Source organism: Paraburkholderia sp. GW821-FHT02A12 (assembly GCF_059422005.1).
Genome location: NZ_JBWKWA010000001.1, coordinates 1,525,089 through 1,546,297 on the forward strand (window position 1 = coordinate 1,525,089; position 21,209 = coordinate 1,546,297).

Annotated in this window: 18 protein-coding genes, 1 tRNA gene and 1 pseudogene; 9 read left to right on the forward strand and 11 right to left on the reverse strand. The window is 60.4% G+C overall.

The window, feature by feature from the left end:
- Positions 1-47 precede the first annotated feature (47 nt).
- The 3 genes from AC07WT_RS06775 to AC07WT_RS06785 all read right to left on the reverse strand — a co-directional run bounded on the left by AC07WT_RS06775 (position 48) and on the right by AC07WT_RS06785 (position 2,046).
- The gene (locus tag AC07WT_RS06775) at positions 48-542 is read right to left on the reverse strand and encodes a peptidylprolyl isomerase (RefSeq protein WP_494946493.1); all 495 of its coding nucleotides are present in this window, start codon (positions 540-542) and stop codon (positions 48-50) included.
- 114 nt (positions 543-656) lie between these two features.
- On the reverse strand, positions 657-1,238 hold the full coding sequence (locus AC07WT_RS06780) for a peptidylprolyl isomerase (protein WP_494946494.1): 582 nt from the start codon (positions 1,236-1,238) through the stop codon (positions 657-659).
- A gap of 49 nt (positions 1,239-1,287) precedes the next feature.
- Positions 1,288-2,046, reverse strand: a complete 759-nt coding sequence (locus AC07WT_RS06785; protein WP_494946495.1) for a tetratricopeptide repeat protein — start codon at positions 2,044-2,046, stop codon at positions 1,288-1,290.
- A 255-nt stretch (positions 2,047-2,301) separates the two neighbouring features.
- Between AC07WT_RS06785 and cysS the strand changes: the two genes are divergently transcribed.
- Positions 2,302-3,699: a cysteine--tRNA ligase gene (gene cysS, locus AC07WT_RS06790; RefSeq protein ID WP_494946496.1), complete on the forward strand. Its 1,398-nt coding sequence runs from the start codon at positions 2,302-2,304 to the stop codon at positions 3,697-3,699.
- Positions 3,700-3,787: 88 nt separating this feature from the next.
- Here the strand turns inward: cysS and AC07WT_RS06795 are convergent, their stop codons facing one another.
- Entirely contained in the window at positions 3,788-3,922 is a 135-nt protein-coding gene (locus AC07WT_RS06795) for a hypothetical protein (RefSeq protein WP_494946497.1), read from the reverse strand.
- Here AC07WT_RS06795 and AC07WT_RS06800 point away from each other — a divergent pair.
- The 5 genes from AC07WT_RS06800 (at position 3,909) to AC07WT_RS06820 (ending at position 9,421) form a co-directional block, all read left to right on the forward strand.
- Positions 3,909-4,787, forward strand: a complete 879-nt coding sequence (locus AC07WT_RS06800) for a DNA-3-methyladenine glycosylase family protein (protein ID WP_494946498.1) — start codon at positions 3,909-3,911, stop codon at positions 4,785-4,787. The genes AC07WT_RS06795 and AC07WT_RS06800 overlap by 14 nt on opposite strands.
- A gap of 228 nt (positions 4,788-5,015) precedes the next feature.
- On the forward strand, positions 5,016-5,987 hold the full coding sequence (locus AC07WT_RS06805) for an acetyl-CoA carboxylase carboxyltransferase subunit alpha (protein ID WP_172315619.1): 972 nt from the start codon (positions 5,016-5,018) through the stop codon (positions 5,985-5,987).
- A 48-nt stretch (positions 5,988-6,035) separates the two neighbouring features.
- Positions 6,036-7,484, forward strand: coding sequence for a tRNA lysidine(34) synthetase TilS (gene tilS, locus AC07WT_RS06810; RefSeq protein ID WP_494946499.1), 1,449 nt, complete (start codon positions 6,036-6,038; stop codon positions 7,482-7,484).
- A 365-nt stretch (positions 7,485-7,849) separates the two neighbouring features.
- The gene (locus AC07WT_RS06815) at positions 7,850-9,100 is read left to right on the forward strand and encodes an aspartate kinase (protein WP_492592951.1); all 1,251 of its coding nucleotides are present in this window, start codon (positions 7,850-7,852) and stop codon (positions 9,098-9,100) included.
- Between the two features lie 227 nt (positions 9,101-9,327).
- A tRNA-Ser gene (locus AC07WT_RS06820) sits at positions 9,328-9,421 on the forward strand.
- A 480-nt stretch (positions 9,422-9,901) separates the two neighbouring features.
- Here AC07WT_RS06820 and AC07WT_RS06825 read toward each other — a convergent pair.
- Positions 9,902-10,666 (reverse strand): SDR family oxidoreductase, encoded by a 765-nt coding sequence (locus AC07WT_RS06825; RefSeq protein WP_494946500.1) that lies wholly within the window; start codon positions 10,664-10,666, stop codon positions 9,902-9,904.
- A gap of 139 nt (positions 10,667-10,805) precedes the next feature.
- On the opposite strand from AC07WT_RS06825, the gene AC07WT_RS06830 reads away from it, so the two are divergent.
- A complete protein-coding gene (locus AC07WT_RS06830; RefSeq protein ID WP_494946501.1) occupies positions 10,806-11,723 on the forward strand; it encodes a LysR family transcriptional regulator in 918 nt (305 codons plus the stop codon).
- 442 nt (positions 11,724-12,165) lie between these two features.
- On the opposite strand, the gene AC07WT_RS06835 is transcribed toward AC07WT_RS06830, so the two are convergent.
- Together AC07WT_RS06835 and AC07WT_RS06840 are read right to left on the reverse strand one after the other, a co-directional pair.
- Entirely contained in the window at positions 12,166-12,489 is a 324-nt protein-coding gene (locus AC07WT_RS06835) for a hypothetical protein (RefSeq protein ID WP_492577362.1), read from the reverse strand.
- A gap of 251 nt (positions 12,490-12,740) precedes the next feature.
- Complete coding sequence (locus AC07WT_RS06840; RefSeq protein ID WP_492577363.1) at positions 12,741-12,872, reverse strand: hypothetical protein; 132 nt, start codon at positions 12,870-12,872, stop codon at positions 12,741-12,743.
- A gap of 131 nt (positions 12,873-13,003) precedes the next feature.
- Between AC07WT_RS06840 and AC07WT_RS06845 the strand changes: the two genes are divergently transcribed.
- Positions 13,004-13,216: a hypothetical protein gene (locus tag AC07WT_RS06845; RefSeq protein WP_492579861.1), complete on the forward strand. Its 213-nt coding sequence runs from the start codon at positions 13,004-13,006 to the stop codon at positions 13,214-13,216.
- A 286-nt stretch (positions 13,217-13,502) separates the two neighbouring features.
- Positions 13,503-16,358 carry an ATP-binding protein gene (locus tag AC07WT_RS06850; protein ID WP_494946502.1) on the forward strand — a complete coding sequence of 952 codons (2,856 nt, stop codon included), beginning with the start codon at positions 13,503-13,505 and terminating at the stop codon, positions 16,356-16,358.
- Positions 16,359-16,383: 25 nt separating this feature from the next.
- Here AC07WT_RS06850 and AC07WT_RS06855 read toward each other — a convergent pair.
- The 4 genes and pseudogenes from AC07WT_RS06855 to AC07WT_RS06870 all read right to left on the reverse strand — a co-directional run bounded on the left by AC07WT_RS06855 (position 16,384) and on the right by AC07WT_RS06870 (position 21,157).
- A pseudogene (locus AC07WT_RS06855) lies at positions 16,384-17,669 on the reverse strand (MFS transporter).
- A gap of 41 nt (positions 17,670-17,710) precedes the next feature.
- Complete coding sequence (locus AC07WT_RS06860; RefSeq protein WP_494946503.1) at positions 17,711-18,031, reverse strand: aldehyde dehydrogenase family protein; 321 nt, start codon at positions 18,029-18,031, stop codon at positions 17,711-17,713.
- Positions 18,032-18,057: 26 nt separating this feature from the next.
- Positions 18,058-19,797 carry an ATP-binding protein gene (locus tag AC07WT_RS06865; RefSeq protein WP_494946504.1) on the reverse strand — a complete coding sequence of 580 codons (1,740 nt, stop codon included), beginning with the start codon at positions 19,795-19,797 and terminating at the stop codon, positions 18,058-18,060.
- Positions 19,798-20,242: 445 nt separating this feature from the next.
- Positions 20,243-21,157 carry a helix-turn-helix domain-containing protein gene (locus AC07WT_RS06870; protein ID WP_494946505.1) on the reverse strand — a complete coding sequence of 305 codons (915 nt, stop codon included), beginning with the start codon at positions 21,155-21,157 and terminating at the stop codon, positions 20,243-20,245.
- Positions 21,158-21,209: the final 52 nt, after the last annotated feature.

Genomic DNA, 21,209 nt, shown 5'->3' on the forward strand with positions numbered 1-21,209 from the left:
TGAAGGTGCCTGAAATCAGTTCAAACTTCGGTTCAAACGAGCCGACCTTAGTCGACGATCACTGCTTTCTCGATCACGACGTCGTCGACCGGCACGTCCTGATGGAAGCCCTTCGAGCCCGTCTTCACTTTCTTGATCTTTTCGACGATGTCGAGACCTTCGACCACCTTGCCGAACACGGCGTAGCCCCAGCCCTGCGGCGTCGGCGACGAGTGGTTCAGGAAGTCGTTGTCGTTCACGTTGATGAAGAATTGCGCGGTTGCCGAGTGCGGGTCGTTCGTGCGAGCCATCGCGATCGAGCCGGTCACGTTCTTCAGACCGTTGTTCGCTTCGTTGGTGATCGGCTCGGCCGTCGGCTTCTGCTTCATGCCGGGTTCGAAGCCGCCGCCCTGGATCATGAAACCGTCGATCACGCGATGGAATACCGTGTTGTCGTAGTGACCGGCCTTCACGTAGTTGATGAAGTTCTCGACCGACTTCGGCGCCTTTTCAGCGTCCAGTTCGAGTTTGATGACGCCGTGGTTCGTATGCAGTTCAACCATGATGGAAACCTTTGATGAATGAACGGGGTGGATAAAAGGCGCGGCGCGCCGTCACATGAAATGACGGCGGGCCGCGCCGGAGCGTAGATCTGGCGCTTGCCTGTTGTTGTGCGCTTACTTGCCGATAACCGTTGCCGACTCGATCACGACCGCCTTTTGCGGCACGTCGCTCATCGGCCCGCGCGTGGTGGTGGGCGTGCCCTCGATCTTCTTCACGACGTCCATGCCGCCCGTGACCTTGCCGAACACCGCGTAGCCGTTGCCGTCCGGATTCGGATAGTCGAGACCGGCGTTGTCCACCGTGTTGATGAAGAATTGCGCGGTGGCCGAATTCGGATCGCTGGTGCGCGCCATGGCGAGCGTGCCGGCGGTGTTCTTCAGACCGTTACGGCTTTCGAGCGGAATCGGCGCGCGCGTCGGCTTCTCGGCGAAGCTCTGCGTATAGCCGCCGCCCTGAATCATGAAGCCGCGAATCACGCGATGAAAGATCGTGCCGCTGTACTGGCCGGATTTCACGTAGTCGAGGAAGTTGGCGACAGTCTTGGGCGCCTTCTCAGGATACAACTCGACGCGGATGTCGCCTTCCGATGTCTTGAAGAGCACAGACGGATGCGCGGCTTGCGAGCCGGACTGGGCAAATGCGGGTGCGTTTGCGATCAGGGCGGCGCTGCCGAGCGCCAACATCAACCATTTCATGAAGATCCTCAGGGTTGGAAAAAACGTATTGGCGAAAACGGTGGCGGGGCTAGTTCGACGGCGCCATGTAGGGCGGCATGGCGAGCGAGCCGTTCGCGCCGCCGAACTGGAAGCTTGGCGTCTCCGTCATATTCGACGTGGCGCGTCTGGTGTATTCCTCGTCGGGCGTGACGGCGGCTTTCTTCGCCGGCGGCGTTTTCGTTTTGGGCGGCGAGACGATCTTCTGGATCTCGGCGAGGCGTTGCGAGGTCGTGGCGCTCGCCTTGCCGAGGCCTTGCGCGCGGCGGTACGCGGCGTCGGCCATGCGCAGATACAGGTCGCCCAGATTCTCGTACGCGAGACCGTAGCCCGGATTCACCTTGGTCGCCGTTTCGAGCGCGGCGCGGGCTTCGGCATAGCGGCCGTGTTTCGCATAGAGCGCGGCGAGATTGTTGTACGGCTCGGGCAGTTCCGGATACAGCTGCGTCAGCTCGGTGAGCGCGGCGATCGCGTCGTCGTCGCGATTCAGGTGGGCCAGCACCGTGCCGCGCTTGAATTTGGCCTGCGCGTCGCGCGGATTCGACGCGATGCGCGCGTCGAGTTGCGTCAACGAGGCTTCCCAGTTCTTCTGCGCGATCGATGCGTCGATCTCCGGCGTGTTGTCGCGCACGGCGGGGCCTGTCGGCAGCGTGGCAGCTTTCTGCGCGTACGCGGCAGTGACCGGCAAGACCGTAAGGGCGAGGCCGAGAGTGGCGCCGAGGGAGACACTCCTCAAGGCCGTTGCGGCGAGGGTCGCAGCGCTGCGCGCGCGGCCGCTGGAAGGTTTCATAGGCTCAGGTCTGGATGTTATACTCCGAGCCATTCTAACAAAAGGTCTGCGCGTTCCGTCGAGCCGCCGACTGTCTTTTCGCCACTCGTGGTCGTCTCCGCCTTGATCGCAGCCTGACCGCCGCACCAGGTGCACCGGTTTGTTGCTGCTTGTTGCTGTATATGACGTTCCCGCCAGTCTGCTTGCGGGGGCGCGGCAGTCACGAAACAGCACGAAACACATTGCGGATTTCTTTCGGCCCACGCACCGTTCTCTATGGAATCACTGCGCATCTACAACACGCTCGCGCGTGACAAGCAAACTTTCGTGCCGCTGCAAGAGGGCGTTGTGCGGATGTACGTCTGCGGGATGACCGTGTACGACTATTGTCACGTCGGTCACGCGCGGGTAATGGTCGTGTTCGATATCGTGCAGCGGTGGCTGCGCACGCTCGGTTACGAGGTGACCTATGTGCGCAACATCACCGACATCGACGACAAGATCATCCGGCGCGCGGTGGAGAACGGCGAGACGATCAAATCGCTGACCAATCGCTTCATCGCGGCGTTGCATGAAGACGCGGATGCGCTCGGCATCGAGCGGCCCGATATCGAGCCGCGCGCCACCGATTTCATTGCGCAGATGCTCGGCATGATCGAGAAGCTCGAAACGAACGGCTACGCGTACCAGGCGAGCGACGGCGACGTGAACTACGCGGTGCGCAAGTTCGCCGGCTACGGCAAGCTGTCGGGCAAGTCGCTCGAAGATCTGCGCGCGGGCGAACGCGTCGCGGCGAACGACGCGAAGCAGGACCCGCTCGACTTTGTCCTTTGGAAACAGGCGAAGCCGGACGAACCGGCCGATACCGGCTGGGATTCGAAGTATGGCCGCGGGCGCCCTGGCTGGCATATCGAATGCTCGGCAATGGGCTGCACATTGCTCGGCGATCAGTTCGACATTCATGGCGGCGGTCAGGACCTGCAGTTTCCGCACCACGAAAACGAAATCGCGCAAAGCGAAGGCGCCACCGGTCGGCCGTTCGTGAATTACTGGATGCACAACGGCTACGTGCAGATCGACAACGAGAAGATGTCGAAGTCGTTGAATAATTTCTTTACGATCCGTGAAGTATTGGCGCAGTACGATGCCGAGGTCGTGCGCTTTTTTATCGCGCGTGCTCATTACCGTTCGCCGTTAAATTACAGCGACGTGCATATCGACGACGCCCGCAACGCCCTTGCGCGTTTGTACACTGCGCTGAAGGACGTCACGCCGGACAGCGCGGAACTCGACTGGAACGAAGCGCACGCGCAGCGTTTCCGGGCAGCAATGAACGACGACTTCAACACGCCGGTGGCGGTATCGGTGTTGTTCGAGCTGGCAACTGAAGTCAACCGCACGCGCGACCCCGCGCTGGCCCGTCAATTGCGCTCGCTCGCGCAGGTGATCGGACTGCTCGGCCGTGATCCGCGTGCGTACCTGCAGCAGGCAGCGGGCAGCGCTGCCGAGGGCGCACTCGATGCCGCCGCGATCGAAGCGAAGATCGCCGCGCGTGTGGCCGCCAAGCAGGCGAAAGATTATGCGGCAGCGGACCGGATTCGAGCTGAATTGCTCGAGGCCGGCGTTGCACTTGAAGACAAACCCGGCGGGTTGACCGAGTGGCGGCGCGTGTGAGCGCACCTCGTACTTCCCTTTGATCGACTCGCCAGGCAGGAGGCAGGATGGCAACGGCCACGAAGACGCCGGCTAAACGAGCCGCGTCTCAAACAAATGCAGCAGCGGCAGCAAAATCGACCAGGAAGTCGACTCGCGCGGGCAGCGGCGCGGTAAAGAAAGCATCGTCGAAAGCCGCCGGGGCGGCGGCAAAGACCGGTGTGACTGCGGTGAAAAAAGCCATGGTCAAACGCGCGCTCAATGGCGCGTCGGCGCACGCGCCTGCTTCGAAACGCGCGAAGGCGTCCCGCGCCAAAGGCAATGGCGCATTGCCGGCTGAACTCGCCGGCGACGTGCAGGAACTCGCGCGCGACGCCCGCGAGGGTGAAGTCGTGCGCAAGACGCGCACGCCGGTAACCGCGGGCGGGGAAGCCGCGAGCGCCAGCGAAGTCGCGGTGCCGGTGCAGATCGGCGGCCTCACGCCTGAAGTCACGCGTCCGGCGTATTGGGACAAGGCGTGTGCCGACCTTGTCAAGCGCGACCGCATTCTGAAGAAGCTGATTCCGAAGTTCGGCCCGGTGCATCTGCTGAGTCGCGGCGATCCGTTCGTCACGCTCGCGCGGTCGGTGGTGGGGCAGCAGATTTCGGTGGCGTCCGCGCAAGCGGTCTGGGCCAAAGTGGAGAGCGCGTGTCCGAAGCTCGTGCCGCAACAGTTCATCAAGCTCGGTCAGGACAAGCTGACCGCGTGCGGACTGTCCAAACGCAAGGCCGAATACGTGCTCGATCTCGCGCAGCATTTCGTCTCGGGTGCGCTGCACGTCGGCAAATGGACTTCGATGGAAGACGAGGCGGTGATCGCCGAGCTCACGCAGATTCGCGGCATCGGCCGCTGGACCGCGGAGATGTTCCTGATCTTCAATCTGTCGCGTCCGGACGTTCTGCCGCTCGACGACCTGGGCCTGATCCGCGCGATCAGCGTCAACTACTTTAGCGGTGAGCCCGTCACGCGCAGCGAAGCGCGTGAAGTGGCGGCGAACTGGGAGCCGTGGCGCACCGTCGCCACCTGGTATATGTGGCGTAGTCTCGATCCGTTGCCGGTCGACTACTAAGTGCCCCCAAACCTGGCGCTTTGCACCAGGTCCCCGAGGGGCCATCCCTCAAGGGGACTTCCTGCGGGGCGGAAAACTTGGGGCGGCCCGGCGTTTTCTTGAGAAGAACAAGAAGCAATGTTGTTTCAAAAACTATCAATTTTTAAGGTTTGATAGTTGAGAGATGGTTTTGACATCGGCGAGCGCGGTTAGAATACGCGCTGCCGGTAAGTCCAAGGATTACAACCAATGAAGACCACCTTTCTGGATTTCGAACAGCCGATCGCTGAACTCGAAGCGAAGATCGAAGAATTGCGCTTCGTGCAGGACGATTCGGCCGTCGATATTTCGGAAGAAATCGAGCGGCTGTCCAAGAAGAGTCAACAGCTCACCAAAGATCTCTATGCGAACCTCACGCCGTGGCAGGTTTCGCAAATCGCCCGTCATCCGCAGCGTCCGTACACGTTCGATTACGTGAGCGAGCTGTTCACCGATTTCCACGAACTGCATGGCGACCGCAATTATGCGGACGACCTGTCGATCGTCGGCGGCCTCGCGCGTTTCAACGGTCAGGCCTGCATGGTGATCGGTCATCAGAAAGGCCGCGACACGAAGGAGCGCGCGCTGCGCAACTTCGGCATGCCGCGCCCGGAAGGCTATCGCAAGGCTGAACGGCTGATGCGTCTGGCCGAAAAATTCGGCCTGCCGATCTTCACGTTCATCGATACGCCGGGCGCCTACCCGGGCATCGGCGCGGAAGAGCGCGGCCAGTCCGAAGCGATCGGCCGCAATCTGTATGTGATGGCCGAACTGAAGACGCCGCTGATCGCCACGATCATCGGCGAAGGCGGCTCGGGCGGCGCGCTGGCGATCGCCGTCGGCGATAGCGTGCTGATGCTGCAATTCTCGACCTATTCGGTGATTTCACCGGAAGGCTGCGCATCGATTCTGTGGAAGAGCGCCGCGAAAGCGCCGGAAGCCGCGGAAGCGCTGGGTTTGACCGCACATCGTCTGAAGGCGCTCGGCCTGATCGACAAGATCGTCAACGAGCCGCTCGGCGGCGCGCATCGCGATCCGAAGGGCATGGCCGCGATGCTGCGCCGTGCGCTCGCCGATTCGCTGCGTCAGTTCCAGGGCATGAGCATCAACGACCTGCGTCAACGCCGTTTCGAACGGTTGATGTCGTACGGCAAGTTCAAGGAAACTACGCCGGGTGTGTAAGCCCGCGCGTGTTTTCTTTCGTCATCCGGCGCTCAAGGCGCTAACGACGTGAATCCCACTGCCGAATCTCCCGCCGACCGCCTTGTTCTCGAGGCAGTCGGCGTGACGCTGTCCGCGTGGCCTGCGGATGCACGCATTGCGATCGCGTTCAGCGGCGGTGTCGATTCGAGCGTATTGCTCGATGCGGCGGTGCGGGTCGCTGGGGCGTCGCGTTGCGTGGCACTGCATGTGCATCACGGGCTGAGCGCCCACGCCGATCAATGGCTCGCGCACTGCGAGGCGTTTGCGCAGGAGCGTGGCGTCGAATTCGCGGCGCAGCGTGTCGAGGTGTCGCGCGACGCGGGCATGAGCGTCGAAGCGGCGGCACGCGACGCGCGTTATCGCGCACTGGACGCCCTGTGCGCGACGCGCGGCATTCACACGCTCTGGCTCGCGCAACACGCGGACGACCAGGCGGAGACGGTGCTGTTGCAACTGCTGCGCGGCGCCGGGCTGGCGGGGCTTGCGGCGATGGCGCCCGAGTACTTGCCGGCGGGCGCGTCCGCGGTGCGTGTGCGGCCCTTGCTTCATCTGCTGCGTGCACAACTCGAGCAATATGCACTCGCGCGCGATCTGCGCTGGATCGACGACGAATCGAACGCGGATACGCGTTACGCGCGCAATGCGCTGCGCCACGACGTGACGCCTGCGCTGGCGGTCCACTTTCCAGGTTTTCGCGACGCGCTCGCGCGCACGGCGGCGCATGCGGCGGCCGCACAGCATCTGCTCGATGAGCTTGCGCGCATCGACATGAACACCGCGGCCCGCGACGAAGGCCGCGCGCTGTCGCATGACGCGCTGCTCGCTCTCGACGACGCCCGCGCGCTCAACCTGCTGCGCTACTGGTTGCGCACGCTGGGTCTGGTCGCCGCATCCACCGCGCGTCTGACCGATGCGTTGCGCCAGTTGCGCGAAGTCGGCGAAGCAGGCGAGGGCCATAGTCTGCGTGTCGATCATGCAGGGCAGGCGCTGCGCAGCTATCGCGGCCAGATCTACTGGGAAGCCGGCGAAAGCAGCGAACCTGCCGACGAAACCGCGCTCACCACGCGCGGCGTCAGCGAACTCGCATGGCAGGGCGAATCGGTCTGGCGTTTGCCGCAATGGCGCGGCACCTTCGTGTTCGCCGAAATCGATGTCGAAGCCGATGCCGCCTTTGACGACCCCGACGCCGTTCCCGTCAGCGTTCTGCGCCGCGCATTGCTAAGCGCGCGTTCGCGCAGCGGCGGCGAACGCATGCGCGCGAGCGCCGCGCAAAAGAGCCCGAGCCGTACGCTGAAGAACCTCTTCCAGGAGCGCGGTGTTCCTGCATGGAAGCGCGATGTGCCGCTGCTTTATGTCGGCGACGAACTGCTGTTCGTGCCCTTGCTCGGCGTGAACCGCGCCGCGCTGCACGAACAGGCGGACCCGGCCGAACCACGCATCAAGATCGTCTGGTGCGACGATCTGCTGATCGCCTGACCGACCGGTCGGACGTTCGCGTCACATATCTCGGAAATGCCCCAAATAGGGCGCAAAACCATAGTGGATAAGCCTTTTCAGCCCTTATTCCGGCCATTTTGGCTTGTCTTTTTGCGCTTGATCGGGTACGTTAGCTTGTTTGCCCGACCCGCTTTTGCCGTCGCTTTTTGACGTGCTGCCGATTGTGTTCCGTAGTTTCCGGTAAGCCATTAGCGATCATTCACGGGCAAATCCGCGCGTGCTGCACGCGCGCTGCATCTCGCCGCCACACACCTTGCCGTCGTTCCAGAAACGTTGCGCTGTTGTGCTTTTGTGCGGTCGTCTCCAGCGCGCCAGCGCGGTTTCTCCTCCAGTTCAGAACGACAATGGCACTCATCGTACATAAATACGGCGGCACCTCGATGGGCTCGGTCGAGCGCATCAAGAACGTCGCCAAGCGCGTCGCGAAATGGCACAAGGCCGGCCACAAGATGGTCGTCGTGCCGTCGGCGATGTCCGGCGAAACCAACCGCTTGCTCGGCCTTGCGAAAGAAATCACGACTCAGCCGAGCCCGCGCGAACTCGACATGATCGCCGCCACCGGCGAGCAGGTCAGCTCGGGGCTGCTGGCGATCGCGCTGCAGGAAGCCGGCGTCGAAGCGGTCAGCTATGCCGGCTGGCAAGTGCCGGTCAAGACCGACAGCGCGTTCACGAAAGCGCGTATCAACGAAATCGACGGCGAGCGCGTGGTGCGCGATCTCGACGCGGGCAAAGTGGTGGTGATCACGGGCTTCCAGGGTATCGACCCCGACGGCCACATCACCACGCTCGGCCGCGGCGGTTCGGATACGTCGGCGGTCGCGGTCGCGGCTGCGCTGAAAGCCGACGAGTGCCTGATCTACACGGACGTCGACGGCGTCTACACGACCGACCCGCGCGTGGTGGAAGAAGCGCGCCGGCTCGATCGTGTGACGTTTGAAGAAATGCTGGAAATGGCAAGCCTGGGGTCGAAGGTGCTGCAGATCCGCTCGGTGGAATTCGCCGGCAAATATCAGGTGAAGACGCGCGTGCTGTCGAGCCTGACCGATCCGCTCATCCCGCTCGAAGCTGAAATGAAGTCGGGCACCCTGATTACTTTTGAAGAAGACGAGACCATGGAAAAAGCAGTCATCTCGGGCATCGCGTTCCAGCGCGACGAAGCTCGCATCGCCGTGATGGGTGTGCCCGACAAGCCGGGCATCGCGTATCAGATTCTCGGCCCGGTGGCGGACGCGAATATCGACGTCGACATGATCATCCAGAACCAGAGCGTCGAGGGCAAAACCGCCTTCACGTTCACGGTCGGCCGCGGCGACTATCAGCGCGCCATGGAAATCCTCACGAACCAGGTGAAGGGTCACGTGCAGGCCGAGCAGGTGCTGGGCGATCCGAAGGTGTCGAAGGTGTCGGTGGTCGGCGTCGGCATGCGTTCGCACGTCGGTATCGCGAGTACGATGTTCCGCACGCTGTCGGAAGAGGGTATCAACATCCAGATGATCTCGACCTCCGAAATCAAGATTTCGGTGCTGATCGACGAGAAGTACATGGAGCTCGCCGTGCGCGCGCTGCATAAGGCGTTCGAACTGGATCAGGCGTAATTTGCGTAAAGGATGAGGCGGACAAGAGCGCCTCATCCGCTCACGTGTGCGCACACGTGCGCGCTCATGCGTGGCTCATGCGTGGTTAACGCGCAGCCAATACGAAAAAATTGCGTGGCGATGACAAACCCTGGCACAAAAAGTGTTCGGTAGACGTTGACCTCTGCGGTTCGGCCCGCTATTATCTTGGCTTCGTCGCGCTGACTCCCTGCGCGACCGAAAGTTTGGGAGACGTGGCCGAGAGGTCGAAGGCACTCCCCTGCTAAGGGAGCATCTGGGCCAAAACCTGGATCGAGGGTTCGAATCCCTCCGTCTCCGCCACAGAGGTAGTACACACGGGCCCTTCGGGGCCCGTGTTCATTTCTACCCACCAAACAACCCGCCAAAGCCTGAGCGCGCTACAACACTTCCGCAGGGGTACCGCAGACCCTGCCTGGGGGGGGCGAACGGAACCCACGCGCCGTCCTGCCTTGGGCCGTTCTGGCCCGTCTCTGAGGCATCGCTCCCGGCGACCCGCCTTGTCTGGTTCAACGCCGTCGATACGTGGGGCGGCATGTCACTGACCTTTCCCATAGCTGGAAGTTGTCGTTGATGTACGCGATACCAGTCGCGAAGGTCTCATGCCGACCCGTTGCCGTCATTGGCGCCGCCGCCACCTCAGCGGCAGCTTCCGGAATACTAGCGGTCGCTAACGCCATATCCGGCTCAAGACGTTGGCGTTGACGCCGACGAAGCGCAGCCAGCTCACGTTGACGATCGTTTCAAACGAAGCGTCTTGAACGTCTGATGCCGGCAAGGGATTCAGGTACGCGTAATCGATGCGCCGCCATCGACTAGCGAAGCGGTACCGGTCACAAAGGACGAATCATCGGACGCGAGATATAGCACCGAGCGGGCGAGTTCTTCCGGCCGTGCGACCCGCTTGAGCGCATGCAACCCAGTCACGAAGGCCTGCGACTCGGCCGTGTCATTCATGTCCCGGTACATTGGCGTGTCCACCGCGCCGGGCAGAATGGCGTTGACGCGCACCCCTTGCGGCCCGTACTCGGCAGCAAGCGCCTGCGTCAGTCCAATCAACCCGGCCTTGCTCGCAGCGTATGCCGCGGTGCCCGGGAAAGCGAATGAATAACCGACGAACGTCGACGTGAAGATGATTGATCCACCGCCTTGCTTCAGCATTTCGGGGATTTGATGCTTCGCACCCAAAAAGGCGCTCGTCAGATTGGTCGCCAATGCGGCCGACCAGCCAGCCTCCGACACGCCCGTGGTCGGGCCCATTTCGCCCAGGGTGCCGGCGTTGTTATAGGCGATGTCAAGACGGCCGAAGCGGCTGACTGCGAGCGCGACCAGCGCTTTCGCGAAGTCCTCTGACTGCACGTCGCCCGCCAGAAACGCGGCCTCACCGCCTGCGCTCACGATCTCGGCAGCGAGCGTTTCAAGTTCAGCTTCGCGGCGCGCCGCGATCACCACTTTTGCGCCTTCCGCGGCGAATAGTTTTGCGGTGGCACGGCCAATTCCCGCGCTGGCGCCGGTCACGATGGCGACTTTTCCTGTCAAGCGTTGCATGTTCAATCTCCTGCTGCAGTTTGTTGGCCAAGGCCCAATGCCTTGGTCCGTGAGAAGCAATATAGGCTTCAGCCACAAATGCAGAAAGGCACAAAACAAGGGTATATCATTCAGCATTTGTGAACGATCGAGGAACTACATGGATCGGCTGCGCGCTTTTGAAGTCTTCGTGACCGTGGTGAGCCGCGGCAGCTTCACGCGCGCAGCCGATGTGCTCGAGACGTCGCCTGCCAACGTGACCCGCTACGTGAATGAGTTGGAAGCGCATCTCGGCACGCGCCTGCTGAATCGCACCTCACGCAGGCTTTCTCTCACCGAGGGCGGCGAGACCTTTTACGCCCGCTGCAAATCTATCCTCGACGACGTCGCCGAGACTGAGGGGCTCGTGTCATCTGCGTCGGTCGAACCGCGCGGCCGTCTGCGCATCAATGCGCCTGTGAGCTTTGGGATTCTGTACCTGGCGCCGCTATGGCCCGAGTTCATGCGGAAATATCCCGAAGTGGAACTCGACGTTGCGCTAATTGACCGCGTCGTCGATATTGTCGATGAAGGCTATGACCTCGCCATTCGCATCTCACGCGCCGGCTCAACTAACCAGGCAGCCCGCAAGCTGGCGACATCGAGAAACATCCTGTGTGCGTCGCCAGCCTATCTGGCGCGTTGCGGACACCCCGCTACACCAGCCGACCTGATCGAGCATCGATGCATCGGCTACTCGTATGCGGCCACCGGCGACGAGTGGCAACTGATCGACAGCGAGAGCAAGGCTCACACCGTGAAGGTCAACTGTCACATGCATACAAACAATGGCGATACGGCGCGCGCAGCCGCACTCGCTGGGCAAGGCGTGATCTGGCAACCCACGTTTCTGGTCGGCAACGACCTACGCGTCGGCAAGCTCGTTCAGGTATTGCCTGAGTATCGCTTGCCTGACATCGACGTACTCGCGTTGTACCCGAGTCGTCGGCACCTGAGCGCCAAGATACGCGCGGTGATCGATTTCCTGGTCGATGCGTTCGGTGGACTGCCTCCGTGGGACCGGGCTGACGGAGGTTGAGCGGGTGTCACGCCGGCTACGAGCTGAAGGCGCTTTCAAAACTGCGTCCAACGCGTACCAACCGTGCGGTTCGGGCCGCGGGTGATCCATCCGCGTTTTCGGAAGCGGACGTGTAGATTGCCGTGCCGGTCCGCCTCGGCTCGCGACCCGCGACCGTCTGGAAAGGCTGAAAGATGATGGGACACCTTGTTCGATATGTGATGGTCAGCTACCTGGGCAGGAGCCGACGTTCGAGTGGCTCGTACAAGGATTGGACGAACGGCCGCTTGTGAGTCTTCAGCAGTTCGCCACAGCGCCGGATCGCGCGCGCCTGGATGCGGCGCACATCTGGCGCAACGATTCGTCACGCAATGCTCTCGCCGTGGCTCGCTTCGGTGAAGACTGGCGTGAGCGTATCCAGCGCACGGTTCTCCACTGCGACGAGCCGCTCATTGATGAGTTTTCATTTGGTTGCCTCAAGCCGCTCGCGCAGCCAGTCGGTCACTGTAGCTTCCGGCGGAAAGCCGTATTCGAGTAGCACGAACCGGATATCGTTAAGCACCTGTTGAACCGCGTCGTACACGTAACGCGACACGTAGTTCTCCTGATCCTGCCCGAACACCGTCCCTACGTCGATGTCGATCAGCGCGAGGCGCATGCGACCCAGCAGCTCGCGCTGTGAGAGCGTCAGGTTCCTGTCACGCAGGGTGCGCGTGGCGTCTTCAGCCAGCCGCTGACGCTGCCGTGACTGCAACTGCGCGATGCCCTTCAGGGTTTCATGTTTCATGATTTGGACCCCGTTTCATTTTTGTCGTGCCGGTCAAAGCGGGCGTGTGATTATTGGTCGCCTGTCCAATTGCGCGCTGCAATCTACGTGAGCAGTAGCGCGACCGGTTCAGGCCACGGCAAAGACTCCCCCATGCCGTGGATCGACAATACGCATTTGCCAACGATTTTCTGTGCGCTGTTACGCATTGGACGATAGCGCCGACTGCCGAACTTGCGGGTTATCCGCGCGCTTTTTCGGGATTGGCGTTGTCACTGCTTCGGTGTCGCGGGCGGGCGTTCCAGCAGACCGACTTCGAGCGCGACTTCGCGACCGACAGTGAATACGTCAACGCCGTGCGCCGTCCTGACGGTGACAAGCTGCTCGTTGCGGTTCTCGGTCACCTTAGCCGTTCAACGCATTTGTTATTGCGCCACGCTCCGTGGCTCGACCGTCTGCATTGCCCCGCAAGCGCTGGGCCGGGCCCCCGAGGTCGCGCATCGCGCCGGACTGGCGTCCGTCCACAGGCGCCTTGTTGGCGCGCTCGGCCGCCTATGCTCTGTCGGTGCCCAGTGCACTGTTTCGCTGGCTGATCGCGTGCGCGAGCAGCCACTCGTCCTCGGTGAAACTGCGCGCCGTATCGAGCGACACAACCCGCGTGCGGGCGAGCACCTTGATGCCGGCAAAGGGGGGCGAGCACGTCGCGCTGGTCGGGATGAAATCGAAAGTGACGCTTTACGGACGATGATTCCCTACAGCGGAATCAGGATTTACTGACGGAAAGGGAGAAGCTGGACAGGCTATCCTCCTGCATGGGCACACACCTCGATGAATATGGCTTTCAACTAACTGCATTCCGCCTCGGCACATCGTCATTCATAGTACCAGTTACTTACTCGCAACCTACCGCCTCTGTTCAAAGCCTGAACCTCGTAGACACCGCGTGCTAGGTGCTACCGTACGATTGTCACGCTATCGTGACGACGGCGTGCGTGTCGCGCATCTGGGAGTGGGCTCAGCACAGGGAACATCGCGTGACAATTCGCATTGGCAACCTGGAGATATTCCGGGACAGAAGGCAAGTCTGCGTCGAAGGCGAAATTGTGCCTATAGGGACGCGGGCCTGGGACGTTCTGCTACTGCTAATTGAGGCAGACGGCGCCTTGGTGTCGAAGTCCGAGTTGATGGCGAAAGTATGGCCAGAAACCATCGTGGAAGAGAACAATCTCCACGTTCACATCTCAACTCTCCGAAAACTGCTGGGCAAACATCGCAATCTCCTGCTTAGCATCCCTGGGCGCGGCTATCGGCTGCTGACGACCAGAGAATCCACAGAAGTCGCGCCGCCCGTCCAGGTTCATGGGAACCAGCTTGCGCCCGCTACCAACCTGCCCAGCTATTCGCCCAGGCTTTTTGGACGCGAAACATCCGTCGAAGAGATTCTAGGGATGCTCACGGCGCGCAATATTGTTACCTTGATAGGGGCCGGCGGAATCGGAAAGACGACCCTTGGCCTCGAGGTAGGCAGACGAAGCGTCGAAGATTACTCTGGAGGAGTCTGGCTGGTCGAACTGACAAAGCAGAGCGACGCGGAAAGCGTTCCGGCAGCAATTGCCAGCGCCATGGGCTTTACTATGTCGAGTGACGCGCGGGCCGCCCAAGCCGTGATCAATCTGATTGGCGGCAAGCAAACACTTCTCATCCTTGACAACTGTGAGCATCTGGTTAGCGCTGTAGCCGAATTTGTATGCCTCCTAGCGCTCGCAAGTCCGAATTGCAAGGTGCTGGCGACGAGTCGGGAGTCGCTGCGCATCCAGGATGAATTCCTTTTCCATGTCGAACCTCTCGACGTACCCAGCACGGAAGAGTCTGGTACATCGGTACTACAACATAGCGCCGTCCAGTTATTCCTTGCTCGCGCGAGAGCCATGGACGCGCGATTCCCTTCGGACGTGCGGAGCCTCGCACTCACGGGCTTTGTGTGCAAACGGCTAGATGGAATTCCGCTCGCTATTGAACTCGCCGCGGCCCGTGCCGCATACCTTGGTGTAGAGGTACTTGCTAAAGATATCGACGACAGGATTCAAACGCTGGGAGGCGGCCATCGAAATGCACTGCCGCGCCACCAGACATTGAAAGCAACTTTCGATTGGAGCTATAAACTTCTGCCATCAATCGAGCAGAAAGTACTCAACAGACTCAGCGTACTTCGCGGTCATTTCACCCTCGAAGATGCTAGCGCTGTTGCGTCACGCGATGATCTGCTGGCGCACCAGATAACGGATGCGATATGGGCACTGACGACTAAATCGCTCATAGTGGCTGATATCGCGCGACGACCTGGCATATATAGGCTGCTTGAGACAACGAGAGGGTACGCATTCCAGAAACTCAAAGACAGCGGTGAACAGGATGCAACCGAACTCAGGCGCGTAATTCACCTGTGCGCGGAGTTTCGGCACATCCGCGACAACTGGGCTATAACCCCGGTCGATCAATCGCTCGTCGAGATTCATCGACGGCTTGAGAACACCCGCGCAGCTCTGGATTGGGCGTTCTCGAAGCCAGCCAATACAAGGCTTGCGCGCGAGCTCGCGGTCCTTCTTGTTCCGCGGCTATTTGACCTTTCACTAGTACAGGAATGTAGTGACCGCGCGCGACAAGCCATCAGCTCCATCCCAGAGAATGGCGACCCTCTCGCAGAGGACGGAAGTCAGCTGCGCCTGCTTTGCGCTCACGCGTCAGGCATGGTCTATACCGGCGGCCCGGGTCCGCAGGTAAGGCAAGAATGGACGAAGGTGCTCGAGTTGGCAGTAACAGCCGGGGAATCATGGTTTGAGGCGCGCGCAATGTGGGGATTGTGGAACGCCTGTCAATATGGCGGCAGATCCCGCGATGCACTCTGCCATGCCAGGCGGTTCGCAGAAGTTGCGGACCGCGCCGCAAGCGAGCCGCATCAGATCCTTTCGCTGCGCATTATCGCCATTGCGGAACACTACTGCGGCAATCACGCCCGAGCTGACGAGTTACTTGAGAAAATGCTTGATCGTTATGTGCACAACATACATCGACGCGATGCCATCGGCCTTGGTGTCAATCACTGTATCGTTGCGAAGGCTACCTTGGCGCGGCTCCGACTTGTACAGGGGCAAACCAATGAGGCGCGTCATTTGGCCAGCGCCACATTGGAGGAGGCCCATAGTTACGGCCAAGCCATGGTGACCAGCTACGTGCTGGTCGAGGCAGTCGTACCGATTTCGCTCCTGACAGGTGATATGGAGGCGGCCCGCCCCGCGCTCGAGAACCTTCACGAGTTGTCGACAAGATTCGGATTCGAAATTTGGCGAACATGCAGCGAATGCTTCTCTGCTTTAGTGGCGTGGGCCTACGAATATGACGAACGACTGTATACCCGCTTCACCGAGTCAATCGCCGCGATGTGCGCTCTTAACTATCTGGCGCACTACACCTTGCTCCACGGTCTGACAGCAACTGTCCTCCAGAAGGCGGGCAGGAACCAGGAGGCGCTGGCCTGGTTGAAACCCGCGTTGAGTCACTGTGAGCGAACTGGCGAGCGCTGGTATTACCCCGAGCTGTTACGGATAAAAGGGGACATTCTGCGTCAGTGGCAAAACGGACAGGATTGGGCGGTTGAGGCTGAGTCGACTCTGATTGCTGCGATGGTCCTGGCCCGCAACCAGGGCGCAAAACTGTTCGAACTCCGGGCCGCGTTCAGTCTTGCAAATCTATTGCAAACGCAGGGTCGCGTTCAGGATGCGCTCCTCCTGGCACCTATTTTGTCGGCGTTTCCAGCTGAGGAGAGTGAGGACGCTCGAGTTGCCAGCAATCTTCTCGATAAACTTCGACTGGGAGACGAAGACGTTCCTTGATCACTTGCGGCGGTGAAGGCGACTTTCATATTCTTGAGCCGACGCCAAGTTCTACGGCGACATCAGAGGCATCAGCAACAGTAAGGGGTTCGATCCTGCCGACGATCACGAGATAGCTGAGTGCACCTAGCAGGCAGGAGCCGCCGGCGACACAAAGTGGAACCTTGAAGGAGCCATTCGTCAGGGCGACCATGCAACCGGTGAAGGTCGTTATGACGATGCCCGCGAGATTTGACGCGAAATTCTGGATTCCACCGATCGATGCGACGTGATCTGGCGTTGGCGCGACATCGTTAGGCAGTGACAAGATGCTGGCGGCAGCAAACGCGAGGCTGCCATAAGCGACGCTAAAGAACGCGAGCACCAGATAGATGTTCGTCGTAAATGCGGAAAGCGTAATGACCGACGAGAGCAGCATTCCGCCGACCATGCAGGATTTGCGCGCGGCCGTCAGACTCCAGCCGAGCCGAACGAGAGAATCGGACACGAAGCCGCCCAGCCAACCGGCGGGGATCGCGATGAGCGCGGGAACCATGCCAAGCGTGCCGAGAGACTTCAACGAGAACCGGTGCGTCTGGATCAGATAGCTCGGAAACCACGTGATGAAAAAATAAATTACGAAGTTCAGGCAGAAGAAGCCGAGCATCATTCCCCATAGCGTGCGATATGTGAAGAGCGAACTCCAGGTGATTTTCCTCGAATTAGCGGCTTCCGATTGCGGGTATGGATCGACTTCACCGGTGAGATGTCCGTGTGAAGGATCGCGGTAAATCAGAAGCCATCCGACGATCCAGACGAAGCCCAAGGCTCCGGTGAAAATAAAGGCGGCCCTCCAGCCGAAAGAACTGATGATCAACGCGACGACTGGGATCGAAAGCGCGGAGCCGACGCGGGTGCCGCTGTCGTAAATGCCGGTCGCGAGCGCTCGTTGCTGAGGGTGAACCATTGGGATACGAGCTTCACACAAGACGGATACGCACCCGCTTCGCCGACGCCGAGCATCAGTCGGCAGCCGAATATGCCTGCGATGCTGGTCGGTACGGCGGTAAGCACGGTGAAAAACGACCACCAGCCTACGGCGAGAGGAAGTGCAACGCGCGCGCCGACGCGGTCGACGAACCATCCGAATGGCATCTGCATGAGCGCGTAGGTCCAGAAGAATCCGCTCAAAACAAAACCCATTTCAGTCGGGCCTATGCCTAGCGCACTTTCGATCTGCGGCGCGGCAACCGCAAGGTTCGCGCGGTCGACGTAGTTCACCAGATTCGCCAGAAAGCAGAGAGGAATCACGACCCAACGTCTCTTGCGCATTATTGCTCTCGGGCCAAAAGCGGTATGTTTTCTTTGATCTGTCACGGACAAATAGCGCGCTCTGAGCGCCGCCGCGCCCCGGGCGCCTCGGGTGATTGGCGGCGATGTGCTTGACGCGAAACTGGGCGAGCGCCCGGCCAAACTGCTTCAGGTTGCTCCGATCGACCTTGCCGCTGGGCCTTGACGACCACGCTGCAGCCTGCCGCGAGAGCCGAAGCCGTGTCGCCACCTGCGACCGAATAGAGGATTGGGAAATTGCTTGAGCCGAACACACCCGCTGGACCGAGGGGGACTTTTTGCATTCGCAAATCGAGTTCCACAAGCCCCACAGTGCACGGGCATAAAACTCCTGGTCGCCGCATTCGAGCGCAAGCGTGAATACATGCCGTCAAAGTTCGGCCGACTTCGAGACGGGTCCATGAGCAGAAGATAGTGCCGACACCAAGGCGGCGCGCACGCGCATTTCACTTGCGACATCGATCGATCTGGCGGGATGGGTTTCCAGGGCATCGACTGCTTGCGCGGCGCGCGTGCAGCACTCTTCGATCATGCCGCAATCGAGCAAAGCGCCGACCAGATTCGACGCGAGTTCGACGCCGAGCGGCGGATCGCCGTCGGGTGAAAACGCCCAATCGAAAGCACTCCGCGCGTCGTCGAGCGTCTGTCGAAGATCCGGTGAATTGTCTGCGCCACGCCGAATCGTCTCGCTCGAGCGGGCCTGGAAGCAACTGGAGAGATAGCGGGCACTACGCGAAGTGATTTCCTGCTTTTCGCCTTCAGCCTGTAGCTTCTCCAATGCATACGCACGGGTCGATTCGGACAAGCGATATTTCGCCACGGGACCATCGAACTCGACATTGACGAGCGATTTGGCCACGAGTTCACTGATGCCGCAGATCACGCTTCCTCTCGTCAATTCCGCGTCGCACACGACCGCGCACATCGCCTCGAAAGTGAAATTGCCGCCGAATACCGCGAGACGGCGGAATAGCGACTGGGTGCTTGCGTCGAGTAGCGCGAAGCTCCAGTCGAAAGTTTCGCGTAAGGTTTGATGGCGCGGTAGCGCGGTCCGATAACCGCCCGCCAGAATCGCCATCCGGTCATCCAGCCGCCGATACACGCCTTCTACGCCGAGCGAGACGATGCGGGCGGCTGCCAACTCGATGGCCAGTGGGATGCCGTCCAGGCGGCGGCAGATCTCGCCGACGAGCTGGATATCCAGGCTTTCCGCGCCGCCTTGTCCCTGCAACGAATTGGCCCGCATCAGAAACAGATTCACCGCCGAACGCTGCAAAATCTCGGCGTCGGAGGAATGGGGCGGTGGAACATCCAGCGGATCGACCCGAAACACCGTCTCGGGCACGATACGAAGCGGTTCTCTGCTCGTGACGAGCACGCGCAGTAAAGCGTTCGCTGCAATCAGTGACTCCACGGTCTCCGCCACATAGCGGATAACATGCTCCGCATTATCTAGAAGAAGGAGCCTGCGGTTTTTTCCCAGCGCTGTCGCGACTTGCTCAATGTCAGGCTGCTGGCCAGACATGGACAGCCCGCACCCTTCGACAATTGCGGCGAGCACTGCCTCATGTGTGTTTAACGTGGCCAATTCGACTAAACACACAGGTACGGGAAAATCCGGCGCGGCGTGACGTGCCGCTTCGATCGCGAGACTGGTTTTGCCTACGCCGCCGGCGCCGACCAGCGTCAACACATGGGTTTGGCCCAGCATCGCGCGGATCTCGCTGACCGCTGCATCGCGCCCCACGAAGTCGGTCTTGGGCGTCGGCAGACGGCGCCCGCAGGACGCACGTGAGTCGGCTTCTTCTGGCGGGGATTTTTTTCGCGCTCGTAGAAGCTGATACCCGCGGCCGGGGACGGTGAGGATCAGACCCCGGTCCGGGCCGAGTACCTTTCGCAGCGCAGAAAGATGGACATGTATGTTGTTCTCTTCGACTATGGTCTCCGGCCAGACTGCATTCATCAACTCGTCTTTCGTGACGAGACGCCCAGCGGCTGATGTGACCACGGCGAGAATGTCGAAAGCGCGGGACCCGAGGCGCACGACTTCGCCGCCTTGCCACAAAGTGCGCGTCTCCAGATCGATTTGAAAGCGGCCGAGTTCGATCATGTCAGTTTCAGGTGCAGGAACAATGAGCGTGATAGGGAAATGAAGGTGGGGTGCTGACGGAGCACAGCTATGAGCATTCGCATGGGCGTGCACCTTGCTGCGAGTCTTTGCCTTACTGCCCTACTGTGGATATGTTGAACTAGTCGCCGATACAGATCGCAGTCGCTTACCACCCGTCGAGACTGAAGTTACTGCCGTCCCGCCGTGTTGCGTGAACTAACCAGTGCAAAACGCGTGTCCCAACGGCAGTTCGTCAGACAGAAGACGACGGGACACGCCGCCACACGCCCGAACGGTCATCATCGATCTGATCGAAAGGTACCTTGGCTAAAAGGGCGCGTCTTGTCTGTTAGTGCGATGCTTTGTATAAAAGTCTATCGGCATACACCGGGGCCGCTGGTCGATCTATCGTGCCAACGTTTGATCGAAGCGAAGTGCACATTGCTCAGCGGCCTACCTGCCGACGCCACGATCCCGGCGGAGTGCCAACCATTTGCGAAAAGGTTCGCGTGAAGTGGCTTTGATCGGCGAAGCCACACGCGATGGCGATTTCCGACAGAGATGAGTCCGAGTGTTTGAGCAGGTCGCGCGCGCGATCGATACGATGCTCGAGCAGCCATTGATGCGGTGTGCGATCTGTGGTTTCACGAAACGCGCGGATGAAGTAGCTTCGTGACAGATTGCATGCGTTTGCGATCTCTTCGATCGAAACATTTCCCTGCGTCTTTGCGAGCAGCATGTCTTTGGCTCGAGCTTCATGTAATCCGGAAAGTCGCCGGTTTTTCTGGTTCGATTGAGAGGGCGCGTTGCCGTATCGATCGAGCAAATGCGTCCCGATGGTGACGCCCAGTTGCTCGACAAAGAGTGGGCTTGCCTCGCTCGGGCTATCGAGCGTGAGCGCCAATACCTGCGCTAGGTGGCCGAGGATGGGATCTTTGCGGCCGGCCACCGATGAAAGACGTGGTGTGCTCGATCCGAATCGCTCGTAGCAAGTGTTCGTGATGAAAGCGCGTGAGAGTTCCACCAGAAGGAAATCGAACCCGTCCTGCAACTCGGCTCTATAGTCTTCTGCGAAGTCGCGAATATAGACCGAACCCGTGTCGAAGCCGTGCGTCGTCCACCCGTGCCCAGAAAAAATGCGCCGGCGATGTCCGGCCTTCAGTGACACGCCGATAAGAAAACCACGATCCGAGGCGGGCATGTCCACCGCACTCGTCCTGTCGTCGCGCGTGCACTTGCGAAAAAACTTGAACTCACCCGTGTCGAGTTCGAGGTCTTTGTGCAATTGGCTCGACAAGCATCCTAGCGAGTCCTTCGGTCGTACTGCTGTGGCGGTGGAAGTTTGTGTATGTTTAAACATGATTCGTAACCTCGGCTCGTCGCGTTGCAGTCTTACTCCAGGGTAAATTTAA

What these genes read in the sequence shown, in the direction of transcription:
- AC07WT_RS06780 (WP_494946494.1), bottom strand. Translation starts at nt 1,238, where the DNA reads ATGAAATGGTTGATGTTGGCGCTCGGCAGCGCCGCCCTGATCGCAAAC.
- AC07WT_RS06860 (WP_494946503.1), bottom strand. Translation starts at nt 18,031, where the DNA reads ATGCGGCGACCAGGAGTTTTATGCCCGTGCACTGTGGGGCTTGTGGAA.
- AC07WT_RS06805 (WP_172315619.1), top strand. Translation starts at nt 5,016, where the DNA reads ATGAAGACCACCTTTCTGGATTTCGAACAGCCGATCGCTGAACTCGAA.
- AC07WT_RS06785 (WP_494946495.1), bottom strand. Translation starts at nt 2,046, where the DNA reads ATGAAACCTTCCAGCGGCCGCGCGCGCAGCGCTGCGACCCTCGCCGCA.
- AC07WT_RS06870 (WP_494946505.1), bottom strand. Translation starts at nt 21,157, where the DNA reads ATGTTTAAACATACACAAACTTCCACCGCCACAGCAGTACGACCGAAG.
- AC07WT_RS06815 (WP_492592951.1), top strand. Translation starts at nt 7,850, where the DNA reads ATGGCACTCATCGTACATAAATACGGCGGCACCTCGATGGGCTCGGTC.
- AC07WT_RS06865 (WP_494946504.1), bottom strand. Translation starts at nt 19,797, where the DNA reads ATGATCGAACTCGGCCGCTTTCAAATCGATCTGGAGACGCGCACTTTG.
- AC07WT_RS06825 (WP_494946500.1), bottom strand. Translation starts at nt 10,666, where the DNA reads ATGCAACGCTTGACAGGAAAAGTCGCCATCGTGACCGGCGCCAGCGCG.
- AC07WT_RS06795 (WP_494946497.1), bottom strand. Translation starts at nt 3,922, where the DNA reads ATGGCTTTTTTCACCGCAGTCACACCGGTCTTTGCCGCCGCCCCGGCG.
- cysS (WP_494946496.1), top strand. Translation starts at nt 2,302, where the DNA reads ATGGAATCACTGCGCATCTACAACACGCTCGCGCGTGACAAGCAAACT.
- AC07WT_RS06830 (WP_494946501.1), top strand. Translation starts at nt 10,806, where the DNA reads ATGGATCGGCTGCGCGCTTTTGAAGTCTTCGTGACCGTGGTGAGCCGC.
- AC07WT_RS06835 (WP_492577362.1), bottom strand. Translation starts at nt 12,489, where the DNA reads ATGAAACATGAAACCCTGAAGGGCATCGCGCAGTTGCAGTCACGGCAG.
- AC07WT_RS06775 (WP_494946493.1), bottom strand. Translation starts at nt 542, where the DNA reads ATGGTTGAACTGCATACGAACCACGGCGTCATCAAACTCGAACTGGAC.